This window comes from Streptococcus danieliae (assembly GCF_009767945.1).
Lineage (GTDB): Bacteria > Bacillota > Bacilli > Lactobacillales > Streptococcaceae > Streptococcus > Streptococcus danieliae.
Genome location: NZ_WSRS01000244.1, coordinates 1 through 304, shown reverse-complemented (window position 1 = coordinate 304; position 304 = coordinate 1). Strand labels below are relative to the sequence as shown.

Here is a 304-nt window from a genome sequence, read left to right as displayed (position 1 = left end):
AGGTATTGATACTTATCTTTATCGTAAAAATGCCCGTGCACCAAGAGGTGAGAAAGTCTATGAGAGCGTTAGTGGTCGTCGGTTCAAACGAACATCGATTGTATCAGGACAAGTGAATCATAGATTTATAGCCCCAATGATTTATCAAGGGAGCATGACCAGTGCTTTCTTTGTCGAATGGTTTAAGACCCAGCTCTTGCCTTCTTTGGAGGTTCCTCATGTTATTGTCATGGACAATGCAAGTTTTCATCCTAAGAAGATTTTAGATGAACTTTCTATTTGTAATGGTCATTTTTTTCTCCCT

1 protein-coding gene is annotated in these 304 nt (G+C 39.1%); it reads left to right on the top strand.

What is annotated here, in order from left to right:
* The coding region (locus E5983_RS09645) for a transposase (protein WP_202056803.1) at positions 1-304 on the top strand (304 nt) is incomplete at both ends.